Genomic DNA, 21683 nt, shown 5'->3' on the forward strand with positions numbered 1-21683 from the left:
TTTCTACGTCTATCTTTGATTAGACATGCCTTTAAGCATTAAGCACTAAAAAACGGTAATTCTCTTAAAACGTTAATCGCACTGTCGAAATCCTTATTTTGAATTGCGTCTTCAAGACTTTTAACAGAGGGTTTTAAGCTTGTATCTAAAACCAACCTTAATAAAAGTTCATAGTAGGTACTGTTAAAATGGATATTATCATTTTTTGAATTAGTAAATACATCAGTTTTAACGGTTTCGTCCTCTTTTAATTCGACATACTTCTTAAAACTATTTAGGTCAAACACTAAACCCTTATTAAGCAGTTGCCAAAACACCGTTTCTAAAACCTCTTGGCTTTCCCCTAAAGTACCCACCTTGAAGTTTAAGGAACCTGTATTTTTAAGTTGGAAGTGAACCTTATCAAGCTCTATGTAGATCTCTTTGTTCTGGTATAAGCCCTGTTCGTGGAAAACTTTAGACACCGATAGCTTTAAGTTTTGGTATATACAATAAGTTTGCAGCGAACTCATTTTTAAGTTGCCCGTATCTATCTGGTTTGTCGCATCTTCTACGGACGTTGGTAGGTGTATCATCGGAAAGTAGCGTGTCAGTTCTTCAGACAGTTTCTTTTGTTCCAAAACGCTTATAATTGATAATGGATTGTCAAATCCAAAGTTGGTGCTCAGTAATTTCTTATGCTTCACACTCACACTTTGCTTAACCTGTATTTCAACGTCTAAGCCACTCAGCGCCGTTATTTTGTTTAGGTGTACCAAAGTGTCATCCAACAGCAAACAATCGCTGTTAACGGGGATATTCATCAACAATAGCGCTTTAATCAGTGGATCTTGAAAATGCCCCGTTGTGTCTTCACCAGTTGTTGTCTGATTCCCTATCGCTATATGTACAACATGGAGTAGCAATAGCGTGTTAGATGTATGGCCAGTGTCCCGTGTCGTTGGTATATACAAATCGTTCAGGAAGTTGAAAGCCTCAGTACCTATAACGCATAAGCGAAATATCGATAGCTGATCGTGCGTTTCCTTTGGTAGTGCATCTATCCCAAGTTCCCAATGTTTGTAGATGTATGGACCAATAAATGAGTATTCATCATCATTCAATATGTCCGTCTCAAATACGCTATCCAATACCGCTATATCATTCACTATGTCAGGCTTAAATGGCTGTAACACTATGCCCGATATAACCTCTTCTAAGCTCATATCTATGTATTCGGTATCTGCTAAGCATTCTGTCATTTTTGTGAGCTCACTTATCACCCAAACCCTTAAATACATCTAGTGTTTGGTAGTACTCATACTGCTCGTCAGTAAAGATATTCGGGGAAAATACTATGTAGTGGTTTGGCAGATTAAAGCTCTCGTATGCTTCGTCTGATACCTTTTCCAAAGCTTTTGCGAGTTGATACAAAGAAAAGTTTTTGTTCTCTTTGATGGCATTCAAATACCACTCTTTGTACTTGCGGAGCTGGTCTACGTAATCAACGTTCGCTACCAACATATCTTCTTGCTTGGCTTCTTCATATTCAGCCATTGTGTTGAACTTAATGTCCGTGAAGTACAGTTGGGTATCAATGCTTTGGGCTCGTGTCTTAATCGCATTAAACGCCTGTATATCCTCAAACATATTACGTGCGTATTCTGCTTCAGACATCTTTGTAGGATTAGGGCGTTGATGGCGCTTTAACGGCTCTACAAGCAAGCTTTGGCGATGTCGCCGTGCGAACTTAGCAAGCTCAGGATCTTGGTTGTCAGACTTATGCGATAACACCAGTAATGAACGTTGATATTGATTAAAGATCTCTTGAGGTATGTTCGTACTCAATACGCATATTTCAGCTTTCTTTTCCAGTGATAGTGCAAAGATGTGGTTTTGTGCATGGCATAGCGTACAGACCGCTACAATGTTCTCAGCCGTATGATTGCTATGATCGCCGTCTAAGTGATGTGGCTCTAAAAAGTATTCGTCATAGAAATCACAAAAATAGCATTTAGCTGGTTGTGAAGACATTATTTGCTTTATTGTCTCATTGGTTTTAAAACCATCATGGATAGTTTTATCTTGACGTATCTCTTGCTTGTCGTTTACGCCGTTAATAGGTCTTAAAATACCAAACTTACGGTTTATATGTTTCACTTAAACCCCTTAATACTATTAAGTAAGGTCTAATTAAAACATGTATATACTATTTTTAAAATAAAAAAAGCGCAGCCTAAGCCACGCTTTTAAACTTATTTATTATTATATTACTTACTACCCGTAATAGTGTTCGCAGCAGAGAACATGATGAAGCCTACGATTGATAACGCACCACCTACACCAATACAGATCCAAGCAGTTTTCTTTTTCTTTTGTTGATCTTCTTCTGATGTATACATCATATACAAACCAGTACCAACTAAGCCTAAACCAAGCACCATGAACACTACGATTAAGAATTTATAAACGTTTTGACCTAATGTTTCACCACGACCTAAGATTTCATTCGCATCAGAACCAGCATTGTGTTTACCATAAGTTGTACTACCTGGGTTCCATGTGCCAGTGTTTGCATATGCAACTTGACCCATTAATGCAGAAACAAAGGCTAAAAACATTACTTTTGCGCGGAATGCAGTCGCTTTTACAGTGCGAACTGAGTGTTTTACTAATGATACCATTGGCATTTTCCTTTTATTTAATATACGGGAGCTAATCTCCGCACTGTAATTAAACATTCTTAAAACCCTATTGCTTTAAGTTGCTTAATTTTAAACTTCTCGTTAAATATCTTCAATATCTTATACAATGTTTTTAAGAAACTCTCACCCTATTTTAAGAAGATTGTTTAAAATATTGTAAAAAAGGTTCCTCCTATTTGTGTTCCAAAGGTATTAACAAAGACATTGTGTACGTCCTGAACGTATACGCATAATACACCTGTTATAATTAAAACCCATGCTTTGCGGTATGTCGCATTGCCTTGAGCATCAATTTTCTCTACAAAACCATATAAGCCACGAGCTACCGCTATAATCCCTACCAGTTGCGTAAAACCTACAACCGCCGTAACGATATATGCACCTAAATCATTAGCACCAGCATCAGGCAAGTAACTTTGTACCGTTACAAGTTCTATGCCATTACCACCAAACAATGAAGAACCTAGTGCACCAATGATATATCCGTCATATCCAAGTGATGCAAAAGCACCACCGATAAGAATCTTCAACAATGCCCCACCAGTGGTAGGCTCTTTCATTCCATGACCAAAGAACTTTTGTTGAGGTGATGATGCTTGCACTAAGTCAAAAAGCGCCGTGCCAGTAATCACCAACCCCGTTACAACAAAGCAAATGCGTATAAAGCTTAGTAGTGGACCGTATATGTTTAATATCGCTTTAACTATATCTAATGCATCCACGCTATTTTCCTTATTTCACCCAAATGGCTTGTTCGTTTTCGTCAACAGCATAGACCGTGCGATTGTCTGGCATCTTCTGACCTACATAGACTGTATATGTATGGTTTTGAGAATCTGTCATCCAAGCACGATCGCCTACAACCGCAAAAGCATCCAAACGTTTTGCACCTTTTGGAATTGATAAGGTTTTAGATCCCGATGTACTTAAAGCCTTTTGCTTGGCCTGGTCTTTAGCTATTGTTATTAAACTAGTCTTTAACTCCTTAATTGCCTGTTCTTGCAATTCAACAAGGTTTTTAAGATCGTCATTTTCAGCTTTCAGTTGTTCATTTTTGATTTTGGTTTCTGATTGAGCAACTGCAGTTTGTTCGCCGTTTTGTACTTGCCCTTGCGCTTGCTCTTTTTCTTGCAAACGTTGTAATAAAACAAGTGCATTCGTACCCTGACTTTGATAGAAGCTAATTGCCTCTTTTCCTAGATCAGAATCAATCGGATACGACATGGATTTGTACATAATCATGTATTGACCAGTGGTAGGATCTTTAAACACAATATTTTCATCAACAATGAACGCCGTATCATCAGCAATACTATTGTCCTGTAAAGGTTGTTGATTTTGGTTGTATGTTGCTTGTGTTTGTTGAATGCCTTGACCAACAGTATCAATGGATTCCGGTGTTTGTTCTGGAGCAACTGCCGTGCTGACGTCTTTTGGTTTACTCATTTGTATCCAAAAAAAAGTACCAATCATAATTAAGGCAATAACACCAATAACAATAAGAAGTTTTGGAGGAATACCACCCTTCGCACCACCTTCGCCTTTTTGGGGTTTGCCTTCAGCATCTTTTAAATTTTTCTTTGCCTGTTCAGCAGTCATTTGATTATCAGACATATCGCTTACCCCTTACTTTTCGGTGTTGTTACGTCAGCATCAAAAAAGACTTCAAATACTTTTCCGCTGTTAACGATATACGTAGTTGGTCGAACTGTTGATGTACGTGCCATGTTCGCCATTTCCGTACCAACGTTACCAATGATGTTCCCGGCAATTTCTTTATCGTTTGGCTCTTCCTTCGTGCTTACAACATTGCCAGTATTTGTGATTTGGGTTGTACCCATGTTTTGATAGGCTTGTCCGTACCCCTCAAAGATTCCAGCAGTAACCATACCGCCAAGCTTTTGCAAAGTGTGTTTTTGGACTTTATCAGCCATACCCGATTGTTTTGTTCCAAGAGTTAAAGCTCGTACTTGGATTGCATACTCTTCGCCCTTAAACAACATACGGGTAAAGTTAAATTCAATATCCGCAGTATTCAGACCAACAGTACCAATAAGTTTTGCGCCGTTAAATTTACCGCCAATAACAGTAGCAAATAGGTTTTTACCTTTATCAGTATTCACACCTGTATCTAAACGCGCTTTCATTGTTGTACCAGCTTTAATGATTGCTAGTCCTTTAGTAGATTCGCTAGTCGTTTTCGCAACGTTCAAGCTTCCAAGGTTTTGTTGCCCTTCCGATGCTTTAGTGTTGTGTGAATATTTATATGTTGAATATCCGTTGACCTTGTTCTTTGTATTAGAAAACGCAGCAAGTTGATCAACAAAAGCAGTTTGACTTAATTCACGCGTTGCAACATTACGTTCTGCATTAGCAGCTGCTTGTTGGCCATATACATTAGCAACATCATTAGCAGCAGATGAAGCATGTTCATATTGTTGCGCGTAGTTAGTTTGATAAATCGGTGCGTTTTGATTAGCACCGTTTTGTGCTTGTGGTTGTTGTGGTAGACCACCGCTAGTTGGTTGAGGTAATGCGCCACCATAAGCACCACCTTGATTTGCCATATTAGCTCTGGCCATCTGGTCAAGTTCAAGCGTAATGTTTGGTGTACCACCTTTTGCAGAACCGTTTACAGGTTGCCCATTTGGACCTGTAATAAAATTCTGATCGTTCAGATCGCCGTTTGGATCTTGTGTTGCAACTGTTTTAAATTCGGGTAAATAGCTTTCACCATTTTTGCCAGCTTGAGCAGCTTCTTCAGCTTGTTTTTGACGTTCATATTCTACGTATTCAGGAGGGATAACATTTGTACCCTGTCCTTGGATTCCTGGTGTAGCAATAGCAACCTGATTATCTAAAGCTAGTTGGTCACTTTTCCCCATTGGGTTAAACATAAAAAAGCCTAAACCACCAACTACTACCAAACCAATAATTGCAACAACGCGAAAGCGCGTATCTGCAAAAACACGTTTTTTGTTAGCAGTTTTAATACTTGTATTTTTCAGTTTTTTAGGTTGGTCTTCTTCTGAATGAACTTGGTTTGCAGAAATAATAGTTTCATCGGTAGTACCTACTTCAGTGCTACGACTAGAATTCTCTTCAATGTCATTCGGGTTATTTTGTTGGTTCGTTGAATCCATTTTTACTTCTCACTTAATGACTTAAAATGCGTCTTCGAGGTAAACAGTTTTAGGTGTACCGCCAGTCGTTGAAAATGTGATGTATTTCAGATCTTCAGAATCTTCATAACGGAAAATCTTCATACCGTTGTTAGCGCGGAAAGAACTCAAAAAGGCTGGTTGAATAACACCAAAGTTACTACGCACATATATATAGCCACCAAACTTCCAAGCACGGACATTAGGAGTATCGGTTCGCATTTCGACAGCACCTTCAGGCGCCAAGCCATCCATAAATTGCAAACTCACACCATCTGGAATAATCGATGTTTGATTGCCTGTTGAATACATAGCTTTGGCTGTTGGGCTTCGACCAGGTATACGTGCGTCTACACGAACATCTAAATCACGTTGGCCAGTAGCTAACATCAAAATTACTGGAGCACCCAATCCCTTTAATGTGACCGTTACGTTTCCGAAAGCAGCTGGATCTAATGGTTCGATTGAAAGGATGTTAGTTTCAGGGATTTCGTCTGGCTCTTTTTCGTTTTGCTCACCCAAACCATCTGAGAAACGTCCACGGTCCAAAGAAATCTTTTCAATGTTCCATGGATTGCCTGAAGAATCGGTAAAGACAATAGTAGATAGCATGCCAGCGCTTAAACGAATTACTGGCGGTTCCTCACCAGGGTTTAATGAAATACCCAAACTACGGGTTTTCGCTTGTGGCGTATTTACATAAGGACTAGAAAGGCTTCGTTTTTGTTGCAACAAAAGTCCTTTAACTATTTTTGTTTGCTCAGGTGTGAACTGCAAACCAACAAGGTTGTGAACCTGTCTGTCAATTTCCGATGCTGTATCAACTACCTCAGGTGCAACCAAAGGAGATTGAGCATCCGCAAAAGTATTCGGGGGCATATCAGCAGCATTAACTATTGTAGTTAATGCAGTAGAAGCAAAAAGAGCCAAAGATAATTTTTTCAATTTCATAAGTTTCATCCAATTAACGCGCTGGAGTTAACGTAATTGTCTTAACAGCAATACCGTTGTAGTTCAGATAAGAACGTGGATGCTCAACAATAGTAACTGTCGCAATGAAGCGGTGAGTCTCTTTAGGTTGTTTGTCACCTAAAAAGAATTGAGTAGTGATAGGAACACGAACAGTCCAACTAGGTTCTGCAGCATGTAAATCACGGTTTTCGATTTGTGGAACATCAGTAGCAGTAGTTCGCATCGTTAGGTTGTTTTGTACGATTGTGCCAACTGTTTGTGATTGAGCGATTTGCTTCATCAATGAATCTTTACCGCCCTCAGTGAAATACATTGAACCAGCATTGTTAATAACGTCACGCCAGTTCAAGAAATCAAAGTTGTAGACAGAAAGTATTGCACTCTTACCGAATTCAGAAATAACAACGTCAGTAACGCGAGGGTTTTTTGATGCTTCGATTGGACAGATAACCGAGTTATCTACTGTTTGAACAGCTTTAACTTTAGGGTATGCATTAAAGGCAGCAAAAATAATCATCGCAAGAACAGCACTCACGATAAAAGCGAAAAACACGAAAACAAGCCATCGTCTTAACTTTGCAATCTCCTTATCTTTTTCATCCACCTGTTTTCTTAGCCAAAGACTAGGATCACAAGAACCTATTTCAGCGTTTTCATTAGATTTGTCTTTAGACACAACAGCACTCCTATTTCGCTGGCTGATATATAACAGATGGAATTGGACGATCTGATTTAGAGCTAAGCACACACTTAACTGGTGTGCCGTCATCAAAAACCATAGATTCGAAATCTGTTGTGGTGAGTTTAAAAGCCACAAAACTAAGCGTTGTTAAAACGGTTAAAATGCACAATGAGGCAAACGTACCAACCAACACTCTTAAAAGCCTTGCGTATTTTCTTTTACCTATTATTGATACTTCAGCGTAAGGAGAGCCCCATGTTGAAGTAGTCAAATTAGTTTTAGAGTTATCCATTTAGTCAATCACTAAACCCGACTTTAATTCGTCCTTATAATAGTCGGTATTAAACTCATTTGCTATATTAAGATCAAAATAATAAAAGGTATCTAGGTTATTAGCTAAAAGTGTTTTAACAAATTCATGGCTACCATTAACGTTTTCAATAGAATCTAAAGTAGGCTTTATACTAAAACCACTATGGCCTCTCCACTTTCGCCCATAAAAGTTAGAAGCAGTATCTTTACCAGCATGTCCAAAAGCACCAGCTATCACAAACTTATCAATACCCTTTACCTTAGCATTTGCAATACATTGATGCCTTGTACTGTATAAAGTAGGTCGTTGATCTTCATTAGTTAAAACCTTGCCTCTAAGTTTAAAGTAATTGATATAACTTAAACGTAAACGCTCTTGCAGTATTTTAATAAAAGTCTGTTTTTCATCCCATCCAAAGGTATAGCCACTACTTTTATTTAAACTAGTTACCTTTCTCACATACCTATTTAGCAAGTTCCAGTAAAGGTATATCTTTTCTTGATCTTCATGTTTAAGGTCATCAAGTATTAAATACCTTTTAAGTCCATTAGCCCGACCATGTGTAGCCTTGCCATTTTCCACAATCATGATCAGTTTTGGTCCTTTTACTGCACAACAGAATGAAACGGAAAACCACTCAACAGGACGCAATCCAACAACAAGATTGGCATCAACAAAAGCAACCATCATCCGATCAAACTCACTAACCCTAGTGTTACTCTCGTTCTTATGTTCGAATTCTCTTACCAAGTAGTTGTAAAACGTGCGTTCAAAGTACTTTGTTTTCAGCTCAGAAGTACGCTTAGGTTTGTCCTTGTTAGCTGTATATTTTGTGTTAATGATTCTTAAATATAGTTCTTCTAAAAAATATTCATCAAAACCAGCATCTATATCTTCATCATTAATAGAGCCATTATTTAGCTCATTAAGCTTTAGACCGATTCCATATACTAAATATGCACGATAAGTTCTAAATGTAGATTCCGCATAATATCCATTTTCAGATTTAGTTTTAAATTCAGAATATATGTTTTCATATAACATTTTTAAATCTAGCTCTGAACTATCTAAATGTTTATCAATCTTTTGCTTAAGCTCAATATCATATTTAGTCTTAGTAGAATACGGAAAATCTTCTATACGACTTGTATATTCTTTTAATGTCTTTGGATAGCTATTAGGATTCTCAAAACTGCTCACCACTACCACCCTTAATCCACATGCAAAACATGAGCACATACTACAACGTTAAACACCTTTCTAAAAGTACTCGTTAAAACGTTTTTCACTTTAAGCAAAATGTTTTTCACTTTTAAGCCCAATAAATGCAAATGTCTTTTTTGACTCCTCTCTTGTTAGTACAGTGGAAAAATCAAAAAAATGAAGTTGAGAAATCATAAAAACACAGTGGGCCTTTTTTACAGTGAAGTGCTTGATATGCGTAGTTTCAATAGTCTTTTGCCAGTGCTGATGCCTTAAATTTTTAGGGATAAATACGACTCTAAGCACATCATTATTGCAGTTTAATTGGTGTTTAAGGTGTAAAACTTTATATTTAAGATGCACAGCACTAAACCATAGGGTAGGTTTTTATAAGTAGCAGTTGTAATGTCTTTAAAGTTTTAAATTAGTAATGGTATATACCAAGATGCATTTTTTCTTCAAACAGTTTTTATCAATTTATTTAATATTAAAGAAGCTGACTTATAAATAAATTGCATTATCCACATTAATATTTTTATTGTTAATTAAAAAAGTATATAAACATCTTTATTAATGTACTTCTATATTGTAAAATATAAATTACAGTATTAACAATATTTTAAGTAAAAAATAAACTAAATCTAGTTTGTTATTTTCTGTATAAAATTTATTCTAAAAAAAGAACAATAAAGATAATAAAAAGAAAGAATAAGACTATAAAGGATTATAAAAGACGTCTAGCAAACTATAAGAGCTCATTTACTCTCTACAATTGATTGAAAAAAGTACGTTGTATTTCTATTTCAGATAAGTACTACTAAAAAAAAGCATTGTTTTGGACAGACAATGCACCTAAAAAGAGTATTTTTTACAGATTTGTCTTGTTTAGGCCAGGTACGACTGCCTAAAGAACGGCCTTAGATATACGTTAAAGCTTATAAATTAGGTTTAAGCGAGTGTCTAAAAGTCGGCTTTATACCTTTTAAGGGGTTTTTTATAATTAATAAAGTGCATTTTAAAAGTTTTTAGACTAAAATCATTTTGTCTTTATACCCACTTAATCCGGAGTAAAAATGAAGCACAATAAAAAGCTTTTAAGCGTTCTTGCAATTGGTTTAATGATGTCTGGATGTGCTAGTCGTGATGTAACGCAATTAAACGTAGCAAGCCCTTTATCTATTATATCTGAAGCATCTCAAGAGGCTTTAATTGCACAACAGAATTTAAAGAACTCTACTGCAATTCAAATGCAAACTGCTCAGAAGAAACAAGGTAGCATCAACCATGACCTTTTAAATATCGACTACATAGGCGATCCAATACCTTTAATTAAAAGTATTTCTAGCCAATACGGATACCGTTTTGTAGAAGCTGGTCCTACCCATGAGCTTCCAATTGTTAATTTTAATAAAAAGCGTGTTACGGGTGTAGAAGCTTTACGCAATATTTCTGCATATTTAAATACTGCTTCGATAACTCTAGATCATCAAAATAAAAGTATTTTATTGACTTATAACTAACACCCTTTAAATCCTTTTATAAATATCTGGAGTTTTTATGGACTACTCTAATAATGCTTCATTACAAGAGCTACTAAACCCATCTAACCAGTCTTCTTTAGAAGTTCATGTTAGTAATGTTGAACAGCAAGCTCGTTATGAAGCCATGCTTGAATTGGTTAAGCAAAAAGGTATTAAGTTAGGGATCAATACGTATTTAAGCAACTCTCGTGAGGTCATCAAAAGCCAAGAGCGTAACCTTGATACAATCTTTAACTTTAAACCTTACATGATCAAAGGTGTTGTTGTTCCCCCGGTTATTATTGAATCAAAAGATGTAACTGAGACACCTAATGCCATGTCGTACAAGACGACTAAGCAGACTTATAAAATCTTGAAACAAGCTCGTTTCAGTACTCGTGCACCTGATTGGCGTCAGTACCTTGTTTTCCCTACACTTGATAGCAATGTTGATTACGTGACTTTCATTCCGAAAGAAATGTTACCAGCTAACGAACAAGAACGAAAAATATGGAAAGAGACTGCTGCTAAGTCTTATGAAATGGGTTTAGTTGAGGGCCGAAATATTGTTGAAGATGCAGTAGATCGTCTTAAACGAGATTATTTGGGGATGGTTACTTTCCATAAGTTTGTTTTAGAGGGCAAGTTATCAATGCCAGCAATTAGCAGTCAATCACTGGCTGTTACTTCTACACAAGACACTATTGCTCTTGATATGAAATTGCTTCAAATCCAACAATTACCGCAGTTCAATTCAAATATTGAAACTTGGAAACCAATTCTCCAACCTGAACAAATTGCACCTAGCTATCAAATTCCAAAAATTAACCTTGTTAGCGAACCTTAAGTTCGCTAACTCAATTGGAAGTTTTAAATGCAAATGAAGGTTTCGACATTAAAAGCAAAATCTGCATTATTTGATGTTAACAAGATTAAAGGATCTGAAAATAAGATTCTGACAGCTACCAAAGACATTCGCAAAGACTACGATTCTAGTCGTGGTTTTGGTTTGGCTACATTAACAGCCATAACGACATACAAAGATCCGAAACAAGGGTTTAAAAGTCGCGATGAATTTGAAAGTCTTCTATATGAAGCATTAGCTCATGGTGCTTCAGATATTTTCATTAGTCCAGATCGCCCCATCACAATGATGAAAGACTTGGACTTATATTCGTTAACACACCGTATTATCAATCGTGATGAAGCTTTACACATCCTAAGAACGATTGCTGATGAAAATGCCTACTTAGTCCTTATTAATAATAAGTTTATTAATAAGGCATATCGTATTCTGCAGAAAGACGCTTCAGGTAAGGAAACTCGTTATAACTTTCGTGTGAACGTATCTCGAACTTCGTATCGTGGATCTGGAGATTCTTTTCAGATAACGTTACGTACAATTTCTGGCATCCCCCCTCACTTTTCAAAAGTGGGTTTAGATGAAGATTTCATCAATAGATCGCTACCTCACAATGGTTGCTACATCATCGGCGGTATCACTGGTTCTGGTAAAAGTACAACACTAGCTTCAAATATTCGCTATGTGTTGGAAAATAATACTCATATTCGTGGAAATATTTTAACTCACAATGAGCCTATCGAATACGAGTATGACGCAATTGAAAGCACACACAGTATTGTTAGTCAAAGTGAAATCCCCAATAACTTCGAGACTTTTGCGGATGCAAATAGAGAGGCGATGCGTAGACGTCCTGCTGCAGTTGAAATCGGTGAATTGCGAGATAAAGAAACAATTTCTGCAGCTCTAGAACTTTCTTTAACTGGCCACCCTGTTTTTGCAACGGTTCACGCAACCACAGTAGACAAAATTATTCCACGTATGTTGAAGCGCTTTAAGCATGAAGAACATCTTCAGGCTGCAGCTGACATTATTGGTTCAGTTTATACATTGATTGCTCAACGTCTTGTTAAAGATGTGAACGGCAAGGTATTTGCTGTAAGGGAACACTTAATTTTATCACCTCAACTTAAAGAACAATTGCTTTTAATTGATGATATTCATGCTCAACAGAAGTTTATTCGAGAGTTAATGATTAATTCTGATGGTTCAGATCCAAACATCAGTAAGAGTTTCAGGAAACAAGCTGACGATCTACTCAAAGCTGGTCGTTTGCATGAAGACTACTATTACAAACTGATTTATTAAGAGGCGAATATGGATGATCAATATGCACACTGGTCGCAATTTAGATTAAATCTAATCCTATGGGGCGGTTTAAACGGATATTTGTTTATACCTTTTCTAGCTGTTGTTATTAAGTTTTCCTTATTCAAACTTATGCTTTTCATCGGCTTGATAGTAGCAACATTGGTTATTGAAAAAGTATTTAAATACAAATACAGCTATATCCCCTCTGCTCTTAGACGCTTAGTTTTTGGGGGCAATAAATACACTAGACGCGGTAGAAGACGTTACTCGTTGTAAATCTTGAAAAATTGAAAGGTAAACTTATGAAAAATACTCAAAATGAAAAACCAGCGATTGAAGAACGTTATATTGTTCTAGGTATTGATGATGGACATGGCGGTACAAAGCTTTATGCTGGTCTAGATCCAGATGGAAATGAAATCAAACTGACTATTCCTAGTATTGCTTATTCAGGAAAAGTCCTCACTGGCGAAGAGGAATCTACTGACTATTATGTGGTTAAAGTTAATGAAAACCTTTATACAGTTGGTAAGAAGATCAATAGTAGTGTTCCTCTAGATACCAGAACAGATGAATACCCGACATCTGAATATAACAAGGCACTAATACACCAGGCAATTAAGGCCTATATTGACCATATCGGAACATATGATGGTAGAGCGTTTGCAATCGCTACTTCACTTCCTGTTAGTCGCTATTACACACCTGAAAAAACCAAAAACATGCCACTTATTGATATGAAAACTAATTTTCTACTCAATGGTGATGTTTGCTACAACTTAAAAGATCATAAAGCTGGTAAACCGCTTAATATCATTAAAAGACATATTGTTAAATGTGAAGCTCAAACAGCTTATTTTAATGAGATTATTGATGTACACGGAAACGGGTCAGAAGATAGTGATCTTTTAATAAGTTCTGAATGTGCTGTAATCGATATTGGCGGTAAAACCACTGATATTGTAGTCACATTAGATGGAGGAAACATGCTTGATGGCCATCGTTCTACATCACGTAACCTTGGTATTCTTACCATCTATGAACGAATCACTAGCTTAATTCTTGAATCTGGCTATAAAACGGTTAACGCTAACTGGCTAGATTTCGCACTAAAATCTGGAAATTATGGTATAGGATCTCAAGCCAAAGATATTAGAGGTTTAATTCAGCAAGCTAAAAACGAATTCATGATCGAATTAAATAACTTTATCTCTAAACAGATCGGTGGAGGAGATGATTTAGCATTAGTATTATTTTGTGGAGGCGGTGCAGCTTTTCTTGAAAAAGAGATTAAAGAAAAGTACGACTTACCGAACGTAAGAATCGCAGAATCACCAGAGTACGCCAATGCTAAAGGTTTATATAAGTTAGCTAAATACATGTATAAAATGTACGCAGAAATCAAATGACAGATTCAAACTACATACAACTATCCTATCAATTAATTCACTTAACAAGAGAAGATCTTGATGTGATTAGTAGTGTTAATAGAAATCTACCAGGTCTAGACTTAAACGCTTTTAGTTTAAGTCTGCTGTATTTGGGATTTATCTTTTGTACTGACAAGCAGAAGATTTTTCTAAATGCGCCAGTGCAAAATGAAATAGACGAGATGTTTGCACAGCCTGTACGAATGAAAATAGATAAAAATGCAAATCAAAAACTATTTAATTCAATTAAAAAACATCCTCAAGGAAAGCTTCGTAGAAATTACATAACTGCTGTTTTACATGCTGGTATAGCGGTTCTAATTGAGCTTTCATACCTTTATAAGTTGTATGAAGTTAATGAGGATATGGCAAGCCTATATTCTGTCAATTCTTTCCTATTAAGGTTTGGTTTAAGTACTTGTGTTGAAACATACTCCAAGTTTAATACTGCTTACTATGTGTATGATATTGAATATCTTGAAAAAAAGTATCTTGATCATATCACCATACAAATACCAGAAAGTAGTAAGGAGAAAAGTGAACAATCACCTAAAAAGCCCGTAACTGATTCTATCAAGAGCAAGGAGGTTCCTGTTCAAAAAGCAGTTAAGATAAAGGAAGCTAAACATACTGAACATAAAAACATTCAGGACCACTCCCCTACCGTTGAAACATCTCAAAATACCGAAACATCCGAAATTAACAATGCTAAACCAAGTCAAAACGTATCTGAATCAAAACCAGTAACCAATCCAAGTAATTCGGATTGGCTTAACAAGACTTTTAATCCAGATCTATTATAAAAAAACCGGCAATGCCGGTTTTTTTCATTCAAAGTTTTGAAACTTCAATCATTCAAGCTCTTAAAAAACTCTTCAATTTTTCTAGCTTTCTCTTCTGTAATATCGGCATCCAAGGCTACTCGCAACTTAAGTACACTCTTACCTTTGGTACCACATTCAGAACTCATAGAACCAAATTTAACGCCCTTATCTGTTTTAAAATCGAATTTATTCTTACTCGATTGTTCTTCAGTAGTAGCTTCTTCAGTTTTTTCAGGCTTAGTCGCCTTATTTGCTTTTTCTTCTTCACTCAAAATAGCTATAAATCCTTTATGACGCTTGCCCGTGGATTTAAATTCTTCAACGTATTTATCCCATTCTGGTCTTAACAAGTCGAAAATTGCTTTTTCGGTTTTAGTTTCTAAAGCTTTATTTATTGCGGTATTCACTTCTTGAGCAATATATCCAGAAATTAGCTCAGGATCTTCGTTCAAAGAGTCCAAAATGAACTCAGGTAAGTCTAGAATATATTTGAGACGGAAATACTTCGACTTATCAATCGCAAATTTTTCAGTAACAAATTCATAACTTTCAAAAGGATAACCGAACTCTTCACATAATTGCTTGATTTTTAATATGCTTTCAAAATCTGTAAGATTATGTCTAGCAGTATTATCCAATAAAGCTGTTATAGCAGCTTTATCATCATTCATAGATGTTTTAACTAAAGCAGTAATTCTCTTTAGCTTTAAAATCTCTTTAATTGCTCTAAAACGTCTCTCACCAGCAATTAACTCGTAACGATTACCCTTCTGTCGAACAGTAATTGGGTTAATTTGTCCATTAATTTCTATATCAGCAGCCAAAATTGGCAACTTCTCATATACACGTTTATTCATGATACGTGGTTGATAAGGTGATGGATCAATTAAATCAATGTCGATTGATTCTAAATGAGATCCGCTAACAATATTTTTTGTTTCTCGCTTAGCTAGTGGGTTAAGACTCCCCTCTTCTATGGCTGGAGTCGCTGTATTTTCTTTTACATCAGTAACTTGAGCGTCACTCCCTGTTGCATTAGCAACAGGTGTTTTTTTCATGCTTTTTACTTTGTCTTTAAAGTTCATATCAGCACCTTATAATTTTTTGTATTCAGAAACCATTAGATCTACAAGTTGATTAATTGCTTGTTTTGCTGGTGTTTCTTTTCCAGCATCCAGATCAAATACGGAACACTTAACATATGATGCTTGACTAAAAACCGTAGCATTTGGAATACAGATTAATTCCTTATTTACCAGTTTTTCTTGTAATTTTGGTTGAGCATATTCATTGCGAATATCTTCAGCCAAGGTAAGATCCACTGTATTACGCTTGTTATAAAAGTTTAGTACTGGCGATAGAATTTTTAAATCTGGATTGCTTGTCTCTAAATCATCCATAGAGTTAAGTATATCTTCCAAACCCTGAATACTGTATTCACCCTGTAATGGAATTAATAAACTGTTTGATGCTAACAAAGCATTAAAAGTTAAAGTTTCCATTCGCGGTGGACAATCTAACAAAATAAAGTCGAAATCCCCTTTTATCTTTCTTAATACACTTCTAATAATTTCATTAGGAACTGGACTAGAACGTTGAATATTGATCTCAACATCACGAATGTTTTTAGCACAAGGAATCAAAGATACATTTTCAAAGTTGGTTTTATCTGGACCTTGTATAACATCGTGGATGTTAATTGTTTTATAGTTTTCAAAAATATCTTTTAGAGTGCCATCTATATCGTCAATATCTGGAACATTTGAAATATGTTTTGTTGCATTACGTTGGCTATCTAAGTCGATTACTAAAACCGTATAACCTAATTTTCCAAGCTTAGCAGCACAATTCACTGTAGATGTTGTTTTGCCCACACCACCTTTAAAATGGATGCTTGTACAAATATAAGTTTTTCCTGAGTTCTTTTGCATTTTTCAATCACCTTTCAAGTAAAGTCAAACAATACAATATTTGAAAAATATTTAAAATACTTTTTCACTTTATTTTTAATATATTTTAACTTTTTCAATCTATATGCCTAACATGTGTCCATATCTTATGTGTTTTTCATTATCAGACTGATAACAGCTTTAGATTCCTAAGCGTGGTTTTTTTCATTATCAGACTGATAACAGCTTTAGATTCCTAAGCGTGGTTTTTTTCATTATCAGGCTGATAACAGCTTTAGATTCCTTAGCGTGGTTTTTTCATTATCAGACTGATAACGGCTTTCGATTCTTAATCGTTGATTTTTTCATTATCAGACTGATAACAGCTTTAGATTCCTTAGCGTGGTTTTTTTCATTATCAGACTGATAACAGCTTTAGATTCCTTAGCGTGGTTTTTTTCATTATCAGGCTGATAACAGCTTTAGATTCCTTAGCGTGGTTTTTTTCATTATCAGGCTGATAACAGCTTTAGATTCCTTAGCGTGGTTTTTTTCATTATCAGTCTGATAACAGCTTTCGATTCCTAATCGTTGATTTTTTCATTATCAGACTGGTATCAGCTTTAGATTCCTAAGCGTGGTTTTTTCATTATCAGGCTGATAATGGCTTTCGATTCTTAATCGTTGATTTTTTCATTATCAGACTGATAACGGCTTTAGATTCTTAATCGTTGGTTTTTTCATTATCAGACTGATAATGGCTTTCGATTCCTAATCGTGGTTTTTTCATTATCAGACTGATAACGGCTTTAGATTCCTTAGCGTGGTTTTTTCATTATCAGACTGATAACGGCTTTCGATTCTTAATCGTTGTTTTTCATTTTCAGACTGATAATGGCTTTCGATTCCTAAGCGTGGTTTTTTTCATTATCAGGCTGATAACAGCTTTAGATTCCTTAGCGTGGTTTTTTCATTATCAGGCTGATAACAGCTTTCGATTCTTAATCGTTGATCTTTTCATTATCAGACTGATAACGGCTTTAGATTCTTAATCGTTGGTTTTTTCATTATCAGACTGATAACGGCTTTAGATTCTTAATCGTTGGTTTTTTCATTATCAGGCTGATAATGGCTTTCGATTCCTAATCGTGGTTTTTTCATTATCAGACTGATAACAGGGGAGTTGCCAAGAAGAGGGGAGGGCTTACTACTACTTACAGTTAAACAAATGAGTAGACGTAGTGAAATGCACAACTGAAAATGATCTATATTAGCTGAGTAGGGGAGTGCCCTATTCACTAAAAAGACTACCAACAATATTTATAGAGAAATTTATAATATAGGCGATTAATACACTTAAATGTCTAGTAGGGGAGGGCTTCTTATTCATTCTTTTTAGTATTTGACCAAGAATACTGGCTTAGTGTTGAGGTTGACCTGATTTAAGCTTTAAAAGGTATTAAGTGCCACTTTAGTCAACATCTTAAAACCATACTTAAAATCCTTAAAAGGTTTAAGGGGAATTAGATTAAAACCAATATTAACTATATAATACTCAACAATACACATATTAATAGGGTATAAAATGGCAGATCCAAAAGATAAGCTTGTACATGAGAATCATATTTATATATTTACTGTTGTTATGGTTTTAGTGGCTTTTTTGGCTGTATGGTTTGCTTATAAACCTCAAATTGTAGGGTTTTTAGTATACACAAAAGGCATTTTAATTATTCCTCTATGGTGGATACATAGCCTATTCAAAGCTATCGGGCTTAATTACGTACCTTTACTAAGTGAGTTGGTGTATTCAACAGAACACCTATGTAAACCAACAAACAATTGGCTTCCATTATTTTGTCAAAATAAGTTTAGCGAAGTCACTATTTTTCAAATTTCAAAAGCCAGTCAAGCATGGAATTTATTAATATTTTTGCTGGCAACACCTTGGATAAAGAAAGCTTATGACCGCTTCAACAGCGAGCATCCAGCACGGGGCTTTATCAAAAGCATGAACCTAGAAGAGTTCATAGAGGAACAAATTCCAAACCAAAGACACTTACAGGTTTTTGGTCCATTAGACTTGTCAAAATATGATACGAACAATGGTCATTTTAAAGCGCTTGATTCAACTTATGAGTTTGCAAATAGGCATGAGTTAATTACAGGAACAAAAGAGCGCCTTGTGAACATTACAATCAACGGAGTAACGAAAGAATATAATGATAAAAGCGAAACAGTACCTATCATAGATGAAGAGAAGTTTTTAAATGTCTTACGTGCACAACTAGGGGATCTTTGGATAACCCTTGATAGTTCAAAAGAAACAACACCCGATGAATTATCGTATTTATCCGATGTTGATACAATTTTGCTAGCTTTGTATTTACCAGTAGCATGTGCGACTGATGAATCTATGGATGATAAAGAGTTCCGTAAAATCAAAAAAGATTCAACAACATTAATTAATTACTATTGGGATATTTGCACAAAAAATATACCTAGCAACCCATTGTTTACAATTGAAAATCAGTATGTTGAGGGCGATCGTAAGCTTGTAGGGTTTAATTTTGACTTCCTTAGAAAAAGAATTCACAAATACATTAAACATCCCGTTGCTACTAAGATTTTTAATAACCATGCATATGTAAGAACTATTTTGTGTGAGGTTGTATTAACAGCAAGACAGCTAGGTGTAATGCCACCAACAGATATACGCTGGTTAAAACTATACAATCGAACTGCATACGCATTCATACAGAATATTGGTAGACCGTCTTTGTTTAGTGAGGGTTTAGGTCCAATCTCGCATTATCTAATTGAGGTGAAATTAGGGAAGCCATTAGAAGAGCCAGACTTTAACATTGGTCTTGTTGGTTTTGAATACGAATTATTGAGTTTTGCCATGACTGAAGCTAGACAAAAAGCTGCTGAAGATGTAAACAGTATTATTCGAGTAGTAGAGTTTACGGACAAGGAATTAAACAACGGATCTTATAACTCTAAAAACAATTATAAAGATGATTTTAAGTATAGTGATGATCATGTTTTTGATATGGTGAGTGTAGAAATACCACAGGATGAAATACAAAAAAACAAGCAAAAAGGGTTTTAGTCTTATACTTATAAGTTATAATTGACCGGTATTAAAACACCGGTCTTTTTTATTTAACTATTTTTTTAAAACCATATTTTAACTATACTATTAAAACATGGCTTAAAAGGTAATACTCTAAAATGCTTTTAAATAATTTCACTAAAATAGTAGCAAGTTGCGCTATTAGTATTATTACAATCTCTACTTACGCTGCACCATCTCAGGACCTTACTTCTAAGATGCAAAAAATGGGCAAAGTAAAAGAAGTTAAACCCTTTAGTGGAGGTTTAACTTCTTGGATTCTTGAGGCACCTAATGGGAAAAATGCGGTGTTTTTTACAACATCCGATGAAAAAGTCATCTTACATGGTACAGCTTGGGATTCTGCTACTAAAAAAAATATATCTGAGCCTCTTAAATTAACTGCAAAAAAAATGAATGCACCAGCACAACAACCAACAGCTTCCGTTGGGAATTTGGCCAGTGCATACAATCATCCAGTCTTTAAAGCTGTAAAAACGCTTTCAGGGTTTAAAGAGGGAAAAGCGAATGATAACAACACTGTTTACATCATTTACGATCCACGCTGTAAATATTGCCACGAAACATTCAACCTTTCTCGCTCATACGTTAAAAGCGGTGCAACTATTAAATGGATTCCAGCTTTAGTTCTAAACCAAAGTGAAAACGGAAAACAATTAGCTGCTGGAATTCTTCGTAAACCATCTGAAGATACTATTAATAAAACCTTTAATGGAACAGATGAAGAAATTAACTCAATTAAAGTGATTCCTACACCACAGGAACTTGCTGAGTTGGATAAACACTTAGGCGCTCTTCAATCTATCTTCTTCTATCACGAAGATATTGTTGCAATGCCAAAAGAAGATCGTGAACAGCGAGAAGCAATTCGTAGCGCTGGACAAAAGCCACAGCCACTAACTGCTGGTGTACCAGTTGCTATCTTTGTAAATAAAAAGACTGGAAAAGTTGAAGCTCGTAGAGGAACTTCAGAAACAGCCACTCTTGACTATATTTTCAAATAAGAGGGAATTGAGATGAACAAAACTCAATTGAAAGCTTTCCAATCGATTGTCGGTAACTTTTCACCTTATTTCTCTAAGATAAACAATGAGTCTATGTTTTTAGATTCTGACCTTTCTGGAGATACGGATAGAAATCGCCAGGTGAGTATCTTCAATATAGATGCAAAGGCCACAGATCTACTATTAACGATCAAAGGATTTGATCAGGTCGAGAATAATTTGTTTAGAGGACAAGTTTTCTTAAATTCTGACGAAAACACAGAAATTCTTATTAGTGAGCCATGCTATTACTTAAACAAAAGCAAGGTTCGTTTCAGTACAAATGAACTTCAAAGCTACATAAAGGAAGTTTGGCATCAAGCTCTAAATGAATATAAGGCTGATGTTACAGACAGCACTATACGTTCTAATGAAGAAAAATACAGCTTATCTTTAGCAGATAGATTCTCTAGTTTTAAAAAGTCTTGGCCAGCTATGGGCATTGTAGCTGCAGTAGTTGTTTTTGCTGGAGGCGGTTACTTTTTAGGTTCAGGTACTAATGCGAAAAATGCATCTTCAGAAACAAGTTCGCAACAACTAAGCACATCTGATAACCCTGAACTTGACGGTAAAGCCTTGGCTCTTAAAAACATGGGGTTAGATCCTAACTCAATGGCTTTTGATAACTCATGCTTTAAAGAAAAATAAGG

General features: G+C 35.7%; 21 protein-coding genes. 9 read left to right on the plus strand and 12 right to left on the minus strand.

Features of this window, described 5'->3' with window-relative positions:
* Window positions 1-38: 38 nt before the first annotated feature.
* The 10 genes from JFY49_RS16655 to JFY49_RS16700 form a co-directional block, all read right to left on the minus strand.
* Entirely contained in the window at window positions 39-1205 is a 1167-nt protein-coding gene (locus JFY49_RS16655; protein ID WP_227609683.1) for a hypothetical protein, read from the minus strand.
* 46 nt (window positions 1206-1251) lie between these two features.
* Window positions 1252-2139 (minus strand): HNH endonuclease, encoded by an 888-nt coding sequence (locus tag JFY49_RS16660; RefSeq protein WP_005005914.1) that lies wholly within the window; start codon window positions 2137-2139, stop codon window positions 1252-1254.
* A 110-nt stretch (window positions 2140-2249) separates the two neighbouring features.
* A complete protein-coding gene (locus tag JFY49_RS16665) occupies window positions 2250-2663 on the minus strand; it encodes a hypothetical protein (RefSeq protein ID WP_200224947.1) in 414 nt (137 codons plus the stop codon).
* Window positions 2664-2830: 167 nt separating this feature from the next.
* Window positions 2831-3406 (minus strand): hypothetical protein, encoded by a 576-nt coding sequence (locus JFY49_RS16670; protein ID WP_200224949.1) that lies wholly within the window; start codon window positions 3404-3406, stop codon window positions 2831-2833.
* Window positions 3407-3416: 10 nt separating this feature from the next.
* On the minus strand, window positions 3417-4298 hold the full coding sequence (locus tag JFY49_RS16675; RefSeq protein WP_005005907.1) for a hypothetical protein: 882 nt from the start codon (window positions 4296-4298) through the stop codon (window positions 3417-3419).
* A 5-nt stretch (window positions 4299-4303) separates the two neighbouring features.
* Window positions 4304-5827 carry a DotG/IcmE/VirB10 family protein gene (locus JFY49_RS16680; RefSeq protein WP_200224950.1) on the minus strand — a complete coding sequence of 508 codons (1524 nt, stop codon included), beginning with the start codon at window positions 5825-5827 and terminating at the stop codon, window positions 4304-4306.
* 21 nt (window positions 5828-5848) lie between these two features.
* A complete protein-coding gene (locus tag JFY49_RS16685) occupies window positions 5849-6796 on the minus strand; it encodes a DotH/IcmK family type IV secretion protein (RefSeq protein WP_200224951.1) in 948 nt (315 codons plus the stop codon).
* Window positions 6797-6809: 13 nt separating this feature from the next.
* Window positions 6810-7493 carry a DotI/IcmL family type IV secretion protein gene (locus JFY49_RS16690; protein ID WP_005005897.1) on the minus strand — a complete coding sequence of 228 codons (684 nt, stop codon included), beginning with the start codon at window positions 7491-7493 and terminating at the stop codon, window positions 6810-6812.
* Window positions 7494-7503: 10 nt separating this feature from the next.
* Window positions 7504-7791, minus strand: a complete 288-nt coding sequence (locus JFY49_RS16695) for a hypothetical protein (RefSeq protein ID WP_032055042.1) — start codon at window positions 7789-7791, stop codon at window positions 7504-7506.
* Window positions 7792-9012 (minus strand): hypothetical protein, encoded by a 1221-nt coding sequence (locus JFY49_RS16700; protein WP_227609685.1) that lies wholly within the window; start codon window positions 9010-9012, stop codon window positions 7792-7794.
* A 1076-nt stretch (window positions 9013-10088) separates the two neighbouring features.
* On the opposite strand from JFY49_RS16700, the gene JFY49_RS16705 reads away from it, so the two are divergent.
* The 6 genes from JFY49_RS16705 to JFY49_RS16730 are packed head-to-tail and all read left to right on the plus strand — an operon-like array spanning window position 10089 to window position 14941.
* Entirely contained in the window at window positions 10089-10535 is a 447-nt protein-coding gene (locus tag JFY49_RS16705; RefSeq protein ID WP_005028631.1) for a DotD/TraH family lipoprotein, read from the plus strand.
* A gap of 37 nt (window positions 10536-10572) precedes the next feature.
* The gene (locus JFY49_RS16710) at window positions 10573-11382 is read left to right on the plus strand and encodes a type IV secretory system conjugative DNA transfer family protein (protein WP_005005889.1); all 810 of its coding nucleotides are present in this window, start codon (window positions 10573-10575) and stop codon (window positions 11380-11382) included.
* Window positions 11383-11409: 27 nt separating this feature from the next.
* Complete coding sequence (locus JFY49_RS16715) at window positions 11410-12705, plus strand: ATPase, T2SS/T4P/T4SS family (protein ID WP_005005886.1); 1296 nt, start codon at window positions 11410-11412, stop codon at window positions 12703-12705.
* 9 nt (window positions 12706-12714) lie between these two features.
* On the plus strand, window positions 12715-12984 hold the full coding sequence (locus JFY49_RS16720) for a hypothetical protein (protein ID WP_005005884.1): 270 nt from the start codon (window positions 12715-12717) through the stop codon (window positions 12982-12984).
* Window positions 12985-13010: 26 nt separating this feature from the next.
* Window positions 13011-14117 carry a ParM/StbA family protein gene (locus tag JFY49_RS16725; protein WP_180081129.1) on the plus strand — a complete coding sequence of 369 codons (1107 nt, stop codon included), beginning with the start codon at window positions 13011-13013 and terminating at the stop codon, window positions 14115-14117.
* Window positions 14114-14941 carry a hypothetical protein gene (locus JFY49_RS16730; protein ID WP_166135305.1) on the plus strand — a complete coding sequence of 276 codons (828 nt, stop codon included), beginning with the start codon at window positions 14114-14116 and terminating at the stop codon, window positions 14939-14941. The genes JFY49_RS16725 and JFY49_RS16730 overlap by 4 nt, the downstream gene beginning before the upstream one ends.
* Window positions 14942-14985: 44 nt before the next feature.
* Here JFY49_RS16730 and JFY49_RS16735 read toward each other — a convergent pair whose 3' ends face one another.
* Window positions 14986-16047 (minus strand): ParB/RepB/Spo0J family partition protein, encoded by a 1062-nt coding sequence (locus JFY49_RS16735; RefSeq protein WP_005005876.1) that lies wholly within the window; start codon window positions 16045-16047, stop codon window positions 14986-14988.
* A gap of 9 nt (window positions 16048-16056) precedes the next feature.
* Entirely contained in the window at window positions 16057-16893 is an 837-nt protein-coding gene (locus tag JFY49_RS16740; protein WP_032055048.1) for a ParA family protein, read from the minus strand.
* Window positions 16894-18436: 1543 nt separating this feature from the next.
* On the opposite strand from JFY49_RS16740, the gene JFY49_RS17595 reads away from it, so the two are divergent.
* The 3 genes from JFY49_RS17595 (at window position 18437) to JFY49_RS16760 (ending at window position 21681) form a co-directional block, all read left to right on the plus strand.
* Complete coding sequence (locus tag JFY49_RS17595; RefSeq protein ID WP_227609687.1) at window positions 18437-19966, plus strand: hypothetical protein; 1530 nt, start codon at window positions 18437-18439, stop codon at window positions 19964-19966.
* Between the two features lie 122 nt (window positions 19967-20088).
* Complete coding sequence (locus tag JFY49_RS16755) at window positions 20089-20994, plus strand: hypothetical protein (protein WP_005005870.1); 906 nt, start codon at window positions 20089-20091, stop codon at window positions 20992-20994.
* 12 nt (window positions 20995-21006) lie between these two features.
* Window positions 21007-21681 carry a hypothetical protein gene (locus JFY49_RS16760; protein WP_032055049.1) on the plus strand — a complete coding sequence of 225 codons (675 nt, stop codon included), beginning with the start codon at window positions 21007-21009 and terminating at the stop codon, window positions 21679-21681.
* Window positions 21682-21683 lie beyond the last annotated feature (2 nt).

The organism is Acinetobacter sp. CS-2, from assembly GCF_016599715.1.
GTDB lineage: Bacteria > Pseudomonadota > Gammaproteobacteria > Pseudomonadales > Moraxellaceae > Acinetobacter.